General features: G+C 64.0%; 4 protein-coding genes. All 4 read right to left on the bottom strand.

Annotation, left to right across the window (positions count from 1 at the left end; all coding sequences use genetic code 11):
• Positions 1-701: 701 nt before the first annotated feature.
• Entirely contained in the window at positions 702-1,610 is a 909-nt protein-coding gene (gene glsB / locus BFP90_RS04635; protein ID WP_065884751.1) for a glutaminase B, read from the bottom strand.
• Positions 1,611-1,985: 375 nt separating this feature from the next.
• Positions 1,986-4,505 carry an excinuclease ABC subunit UvrA gene (gene uvrA / locus BFP90_RS04630; RefSeq protein WP_065896094.1) on the bottom strand — a complete coding sequence of 840 codons (2,520 nt, stop codon included), beginning with the start codon at positions 4,503-4,505 and terminating at the stop codon, positions 1,986-1,988.
• On the bottom strand, positions 4,502-6,214 hold the full coding sequence (locus BFP90_RS04625) for an ATP-binding protein (protein WP_065896092.1): 1,713 nt from the start codon (positions 6,212-6,214) through the stop codon (positions 4,502-4,504). Before BFP90_RS04625 ends, uvrA begins: the two co-directional genes overlap by 4 nt.
• Positions 6,215-6,314: 100 nt before the next feature.
• Positions 6,315-8,101: error-prone DNA polymerase (locus BFP90_RS04620; protein WP_141688923.1), on the bottom strand; the 1,787-nt coding region annotated here is incomplete at its 5' end.

The raw sequence follows: 8,101 nt of genomic DNA, 5'->3' as shown, positions 1-8,101 counted from the left end.
GTGGACAAGGTGCTGGATGAGGCCTGCCCAGCCACGTAAATCTGGAGCGTATAAATCCCCCAAAACACTGGAGATCCAACTGTGGGAGGGGGCTTGCCCCCGATGGCGGTGGGTCAGCGACAACAGCGCTGGCTGACACACCGCATGGGGGGCAAGCCCCCTCCCACAGGATCGCGCCCACTCAGATATATCGCCACCCACCTCGCTTTCGAAATCGACGGAACCCATCGCAATGTTGCGCAGGGCATCTGCCGGATGCTTGAAGGCGTGCAACTAATGGTGGATAAGGTGCTGGATGAGGCCTGCCCAGCCACGTAAATCTGGAGCGTATAAAATCCTCCAAAACACTGAAGATCCAAATGTGGGAGGGGGCTTGCCCCCTCCCACATTTGGATCGCGGATCGACACAAAATACCGGTCGGCTCTAAGGCCGCCGCGCTTTTGCTCTTGATCTCAGGCGCCCCGTTAAACCACGCTGGCCGGAGAGAGGGCACACCGAGCCTAAGCGAGGTGCCGAGTGGTGGGGCAAGAGCGTTTTGCTTACTTTTGCGCTTTTCAAAAGTGAGCCGCTGTAAAAGCGGAACCTATATCAGCCGTTACCGCAGAAACGGATATGTACTCAATCCAACCCAGCATCCTGGTCGGCCCCGAGGCCGCCATCGGGGGCAAGCCCCCTCCCACAGTTTGGTCTGGTGGCACGCTTAGAACACCGACCACCCAATCCGCTCACTCAACAACTCCAACGCCTTGATCCCCGCCAGCGAGTTCCCCGCCGCGTTCAACTCCGGCGACCACACGCACACGGTAAACTGCCCCGGCACCACCGCGACAATCCCGCCGCCTACCCCGCTCTTGCCCGGTAACCCTACGCGATAAGCAAAGTTGCCCGCCTCGTCATACAGCCCGCTGGTGGCCATGATCGAGTTGACTTGTTTGGTCTGGCGCGCGGTCAGGATCTGCTCGCCACTGTGCGCACTCACGCCTTCGTTGGCCAGGAAGCTGAACGCCCGGGCCAGGTCCAGGCAGCTCATCTGCAAGGCGCAGTAGTTGAAGTAACTGTGCAGCACCGCGTCCACATCGTTATGGAAGTTACCGAAGGCTTTCATCAGGTAGGCCATGGCCGCATTACGCGCACCATGCCGGGCTTCGGATTCGGCAACCACGCTATCGACCAGGATCTGCGGATTGCCCGACAGCCGCCGCACAAAATCGCGCATCGACAGGATCGGCACGGCGAAACGCGACTGGTTGATGTCGCAGATCACCAGCGCGCCGGCGTTGATAAAAGGATTGCGCGGTCGGCCGCGTTCGAATTCCAGTTGCACCATGGAGTTGAACGGTTGCCCCGACGGTTCATGGCCCAGGCGCTCCCAGATACTTTCGCCGCCGTGGTCGATGGCCTGCACTAGGCTGAACACCTTGGAAATGCTCTGCACCGAAAACAGCGTGTCGGCGTCGCCCGCGCAATAGGCCGCGCCGTCGTTGCCGTATACCGCGATGCCAAGCTGGTTGGCGGGTACGTCGGCCAGGGCGGGAATGTAATCGGCGACTTTGCCGAGGCCGATCAGAGGCCGCACTTCGTCAAGGATCGACTCCAGCAGCGCCTGCATGTCTTGTCCTGTCATCTTCTCTGGATCAGTGGTGAACGAGGCGCGCAGGATACTTCACTGGGCACGAAAGCCCCACACAATCTCCACCATCCGCCCGGCGACCACCACACAAATTTGGATCAGCACCACACGATGCGAAGCGAGCCGCTCTTGATCTGCTTTTGATCTCAGGCGCCCCGTTAAACCACGCTGGCCGAACGCAGGCTTGAATCCGTGGGTAACCCGGCAGGGCGCCGGGTTAGCCGCACTGGGCCAGTGTACTCAGTCTGATCCAACATCCTGGCCAGCCCAGAGGCCGCCATCGGGGGCAAGCCCCCTCCCACATTTGTCTGCATTTCAACATTGGGAAGGGGCGACCCTCCCACATTGAGCCGACTAGACAAGTTCGCGCGCCAGGAATGGCGCCGTGCGGCTGTCCTTGCTGTTGGCGACGGCCTGCGGCGTACCACTGGCAACCACCTTCCCGCCCGCATTGCCGGCGCCGGGGCCGATATCGATCACCCAGTCGCTCTGCGCCACCACGCGCATTTCATGCTCGACCACCACCACCGTATGCCCCGCTTCCACCAATTGATTGAGCTGGCTGAGCAAGCGGTCGACATCCCTGGGATGCAGCCCGGTGGTCGGTTCGTCCAGCACGTACAAGGTGGCGCCCCGCGCCGTGCGTTGCAGCTCGGTGGCCAGCTTGATGCGCTGCGCTTCACCGCCCGACAACTCGGTGGCCGGCTGGCCCAGGCGCAGATAGCCCAGGCCGATATCGCGCAGCACCTGCAGGGCGCGCAATACGCCGGGCTGTTCGGCAAACACCTCGACTGCTTCCTCCACAGTCAGGCCCAGCACTTGGGCGATGCTCAAGCCTTGCCATTTGACCGCCAGGGTCTCGGGGTTGTAACGCGCCCCGTGGCAGGTCGGGCATGGCGCATACACGCTGGGCATGAACAGCAACTCGACGCTGACAAACCCCTCGCCTTCACAGTTCGGGCATCGGCCCTTGGCGACGTTGAAAGAAAATTGCCCCGCGTCGTAACCGCGCTTCTTCGCCGCCGGCGTGGCGGCGAACAGTTTGCGCACGTTGTCGAACAGCCCGGTATAGGTCGCAAGATTGGAGCGCGGCGTACGGCCGATGGGTTTCTGGTCCACCTGCACCAGACGCCGGATCTGCTCCAGCCCGGCGCTGATTCGCCCTTCGCTGGCGACAGGTGCAGCGTCTTCCAGGCTGGGCTCGTCGGTGCTTTCCAGCGCGCGCCCGAGGCCGCTGCTGACCAGTTCCAGCAGCGCCTGGCTGACCAGGCTGGATTTGCCCGAACCGGAAATCCCGGTCACCGCCGTGAAGCAGCCCAACGGGAAATCCACGGCAAGGTTCTTCAGGTTGTTGCGCGTCACCCCTTGCAGCTTCAGCCAGCCACTGGGTTCCCGCCGAGTGGGACTCAAGGCCCGCGGTTCGGCAAACAGGTAGTCACGGGTCTGCGACGCGGCGACATCCGCCAACCCCGCAGGTGGGCCGCTGTACAGGACTTGCCCGCCGTGCTCGCCGGCGGCCGGGCCGACATCGATCAACCAGTCGGCGCGGCGCATGGTTTCCAGGTCATGCTCCACTACAAACAGCGAATTGCCGGCCGCTTTCAAACGCGCCAGCGCGCTGAACAAGGCTTCGCCATCCGCCGGATGCAGGCCCGCCGAAGGCTCGTCCAGCACGTAGATCACTCCGAACAATTGCGAGCCCAGTTGCGTGGCCAGGCGCAAACGCTGCAACTCCCCGGACGACAGCGTCGGCGTGCTGCGCTCCAGGGACAGATAGCCCAGGCCCAGCTCGATCAAGGTCGTGACCCGTTCGAGCAGATCCTCGGCGATGCGCTGGGCAGCCAGGCGCTTTTCCACCGACAGCTTCATCTTGTCCTGCCCCGCCGCCACCGGCCGCAGCAGCTCGGCCAGGCGGGTCAGGGACAGTTGCGACAGCTCTCCGATATCCACCCCGGCAAACTTCACCGACAACGCCGCCCGGGTCAGCCGCTTGCCCTCGCACAACGGGCAGGCACTGCCTTGCATGAACTGCGACACACGCTTTTTCATCAGCGCGCTTTGGGTCTGGGCGAAGGTGTGCAGGATGTAGCGCCGCGCGCCGCTGAAGGTGCCCTGGTAACTGGGCTCCAGCTTGCGTTTCAAGGCATCGCGGGTCTGCGCCGGGGTGAAGCCGGCGTACACCGGTACGGTGGGGGTTTCTTCGGTAAACAGGATCCAGTCGCGCTGTTTTTTCGGCAGGTCGCGCCATGGGATATCCACGTCATAACCCAGGGTTACGAGAATGTCCCGCAGGTTCTGGCCCTGCCATGCCAGCGGCCAGGCCGCCACCGCGCGCTGGCGGATGGTCAGGGACGGGTCGGGCACCATCAGCGCTTCGGTCACTTCATACACGCGGCCCAGGCCATGGCATTGCGGGCACGCGCCCTGGGGCAGGTTCGGCGAAAAGTCCTCGGCGTACAGCATCGCCTGCCCCGGCGGGTAACGGCCGGCGCGGGAATACAGCATGCGGATCAGGCTCGACAAGGTGGTCACGCTGCCCACCGAGGACCGCGCACTCGGTGTGCCACGCTGCTGTTGCAGGGCCACGGCGGGCGGCAAGCCTTCGATACTGTCGACATCCGGCACGCCGACCTGGTCGATCAGGCGTCGCGCATAAGGCGCCACCGATTCGAAATAGCGGCGCTGGGCCTCGGCATACACGGTGGAAAACGCCAGGGACGACTTGCCGGAACCGGACACACCGGTAAACACCACCAGGGCATCGCGGGGAATATCCACGTCGACATTACGCAAGTTGTGTTCGCGAGCGCCGCGCACCCGCACGAAGCCGGTGTGCTGGACGGTCGGTGGAGGAGTGTTGTGCTGTGAAGTCATGAACAACCTTGTCTGGCGGTGAGAACGCTGCGTACCCGTTGCGTCAGGGCGTCGGGACTGTAGGGTTTGCTCAACAGATTAATGTCGGCGCTCAGCAGATGATTGGAGGAAAGAATGTCGCGGGTGTGGCCGGAGGTGAACAGCACCGGAATCGGCGGCACCTGCTCACGCGCCCAGTTGGCCAGGTCGATGCTCTTGACGCGGCCGGGCATCACCACATCGGTAAAGATCAGTTCCGGTTGCAGGCCGGACTGCAGTTTGGCCATGGCCTGATCGCCGTCTTCGGCGGTCAGCACGGTGTAGCCCGACTGTTTGAGCAGCTCCACCACGGTCAGGCGCACGCCTTCGTTGTCCTCCACCACCAGAATGGTTTCCTGGCCGGTGCAAGGGCTCTCCAGGTCCATGTCCGGCTCGACATGTTCCGGTTCCAGGCTGCGCGGGAAATACATCTGCACCACCGAGCCTTTGTTCTCCTCGCTCCAGATGTCGACATGCCCGCCGCTTTGGCGGACAAAACCAAACACCATGCTCAGCCCGAGGCCCGTGCCCTGCCCTTCGCGCTTGGTGGTGAAAAACGGCTCGAACGCACGCTTGAGTACCGTCGACGGCATGCCCACGCCGGTGTCGGTGACCGCCAGGCGCACATACTCGCCGGGCTTGATGCTTTTGCCCGCGCATTCGGCCGGGTTGAGAATGATGTTTTCGCCGGTAATACGAATCACGCCTTCGCCTTGCATGGCATCGCGGGCGTTGATCGCCAGGTTGAGCAGCGCGTTTTCCAGCTGGTTGCGGTCGACGTTGATGCACCAGGAATCCTGCGGCAACTGCACGTCGATATGGATGGTTTCACCCAGCGCGCGTTGCAGCAGCTCACCGAGGCCGGCATAGATGCGTTGCGGGTTGTACACCGCCGGCGACAGGGGCTGACGCCGCGCAAACGCCAGCAGTTGCGAGGACAAGGTGGCCCCGCGTTCCACGGCGGCAATCGCGGCGGAGACGCGCCGCTGCACTTGCGCGTTGTCCGGTTCATGGCGGGCCAGCAGGTGCAGGTTGCCGGCGATCACTTGCAGCAGGTTGTTGAAGTCGTGGGCCACGCCGCCGGTCAGGCCGCCAATCGCTTCCAGCTTCTGCGACTGGCGCAGCTGCTCCTCGGCGGCGGAACGCGCCTGCACTTCGGCCGCTACGCGCTGCTCCAGATTATGGGTCAGCTCCTGGCGCACCCGCTCGGACTTGACCAGTTCAGTGGTCTCGACCACGATCGCCAGCACCCCGGCCGGTTGCTGGTCATCCCCGGCCACCGGGCTGTAGTAGAGGTCCAGCCACAAGGTTTCCGGCCTGCCATGGCGCGACAACACCAGCTCCTTGTTGTTGAACGACAGGGTGCCACCGGCCAGGCAGGTGTCCACCACATGCCGGTTGAACTCGGCCACTTCCGGCCAGCCCAGCTCCACCGGCGTGCCCAGCAGGTACGGATGACGACCGCCGGCGAACACCGAGTAGCTGTCGTTGTAGATCATGTAACCGGCGCGCCCCCATAGCATCACCATCGGCACGGGCGAGGCGAGCATCATCTGCACGGTGCAGGCCAGGCTGGTGGACCAGCGATCGATCGGGCCGAGGTCGGTGCCTGACCAGTCAAACGCGCGAATTCGCCGGGCCATTTCACCGGCCCAGCCTTCACAGCCGTGGGAGTTGGATAAAAATTGCATGATCGGGCTCTGGGCAATGACGAGGCTGTTGCAACTTTTGGAGCGCGGCGGCGGTAGATGGTTTCATCTTGTCGAACTTGAGCTGAATAAACCACTGGCCTCAGTGAAAATCCCGGCTGCGCACCACCATGCCATCGAGCAGCGGCGACAGGTCGGTCAGGCGCCCGGCGATCAAATGCCGCACCTCGCCCACCGCCTCCCAGCGCCCGTCCACCTTGAGCAGTCGCGAGCCGACCAGGGCCTTGCGCTGACGTTCGGCCAGGTCGCGCCAGACCACCACATTGAGGTTGCCGAACTCATCTTCCAGGGTGACAAAGGTCACACCACTGGCGGTGCCGGGACGCTGGCGCCCGGTGACCAGCCCGGCCACGCTCACATTGCGCCCATGCTCCACGCTCAGCAGTTCCTGGGAACTGCGGCAGCGGCGCTTGCGCAGTTCCGCGCGCAGCAGCGTCAAAGGGTGCGGCCCCAGGGTAGTGCCAAGCGTGGCGTAATCGGCGTGCAAGTCCTCGCCCACCGTGGGTTGAGGCAATGCCACATCGGCTTCATCGGGGCTCGGCAGCCCGGCAAACAGGCCCAGCTGGGTCTGCACACCGGCCACCTCCCAGCGGGCCTGATGCCGATTACCGGCCAGGCCGCGCAAGGCGCCGGCATCGGCCAGCAAGGCTTGGGCACGCGCATCCAGGCCGGCGCGGGCGTCGAGGTCGGCGATGTCGCTGAACGCCCGGCGCTGGCGCACGGCCTCCAGGCGCCGCCCATCGTCTTCGCGAAAGCCCGAGATCATGCGCAGCCCCAGGCGAATCGCCGGTTGCGCGCCGTCGATGGGTTCCAGGCTGCAATCCCAGTCGCTGGCCTGCACGTCCACCGGGCGGATCTGCAGGCGATGACGGCGCGCGTCCTGCAGGATCTGGTCCGGGCTGTAGAAACCCATTGGCCAGCTGTTGATCAGCGCGCAGGCGAAAGCCGCCGGCTCATGGCATTTGAGCCAGCAACTGGCGTAGGTCAGCAAGGCAAAACTGGCCGCGTGGGACTCGGGAAAACCATAGCTGCCAAAGCCTTTGATCTGCTCGAAAATCTGCGCGGCGAAGGCTTCGGTGTAGCCGTTCTTGAGCATGCCGTCGCGCAGCCGCTGCTGGTGCGGTTCCAGGCCGCCGTGGCGTTTCCAGGCGGCCATGGAGCGGCGCAACTGATCGGCCTCGCCGGGGCTGTAGTCGGCGGCGACCATGGCGATCTGCATCACTTGTTCCTGGAACAACGGGATGCCCAGGGTGCGCTCCAGCACCACTTTCAATTCAGGCGACGGATACGTGGTGGGTTCTTCCTTGTTCCTGCGCCGCAAATACGGATGCACCATGCCGCCCTGAATCGGCCCCGGCCGCACGATGGCGACTTCGATCACCAGGTCGTAGAAGGTTTGCGGCTTGAGCCTGGGCAACATCGACATCTGCGCCCGCGATTCGATCTGGAACACGCCGATGGTGTCGGCCTTGCTGATCATCGCGTAGGTGGCCGGGTCTTCCTTGGGAATAGTTGCCAGGCTCCAATTCTGGTGGCGATGGCGGCGCAGCAAATCGAAGCAGCGGCGGATCGCGCTGAGCATGCCCAGGGCGAGGATATCCACCTTGAGCAGGCCGACGGCGTCGAGGTCGTCCTTGTCCCACTGGATGATGGTGCGCTCGGCCATGGCGGCGTTCTCCACCGGCACCAGGGTGTCCAGCGGGTATTCGGAAATCACGAAGCCGCCGGGGTGCTGGGACAAATGCCGGGGAAAACCGATCAATTGCCCGGTCAGGGTCAGTACGCGGCGCAGCAGCGGGCTGTCCGGGTCGAAGCCGCTTTCGCGCAGGCGCTCCAATGGCGGCGCGTCGTCGCTCCAGCGCCCGCAGC

Origin of the sequence: Pseudomonas sp. 24 E 13 (genome assembly GCF_900004715.1) — a bacterium.
GTDB lineage: Bacteria > Pseudomonadota > Gammaproteobacteria > Pseudomonadales > Pseudomonadaceae > Aquipseudomonas > Aquipseudomonas orientalis_A.
This window is presented reverse-complemented; position numbering and strand designations above follow the sequence as displayed.

Excerpts from the sequence above, each read along its gene's own strand:
- glsB (WP_065884751.1), bottom strand. The coding sequence starts at position 1,610 with ATGCAGGCGCTGCTGGAGTCGATCCTTGACGAAGTGCGGCCTCTGATC.
- uvrA (WP_065896094.1), bottom strand. The coding sequence starts at position 4,505 with ATGACTTCACAGCACAACACTCCTCCACCGACCGTCCAGCACACCGGC.
- BFP90_RS04625 (WP_065896092.1), bottom strand. The coding sequence starts at position 6,214 with ATGCAATTTTTATCCAACTCCCACGGCTGTGAAGGCTGGGCCGGTGAA.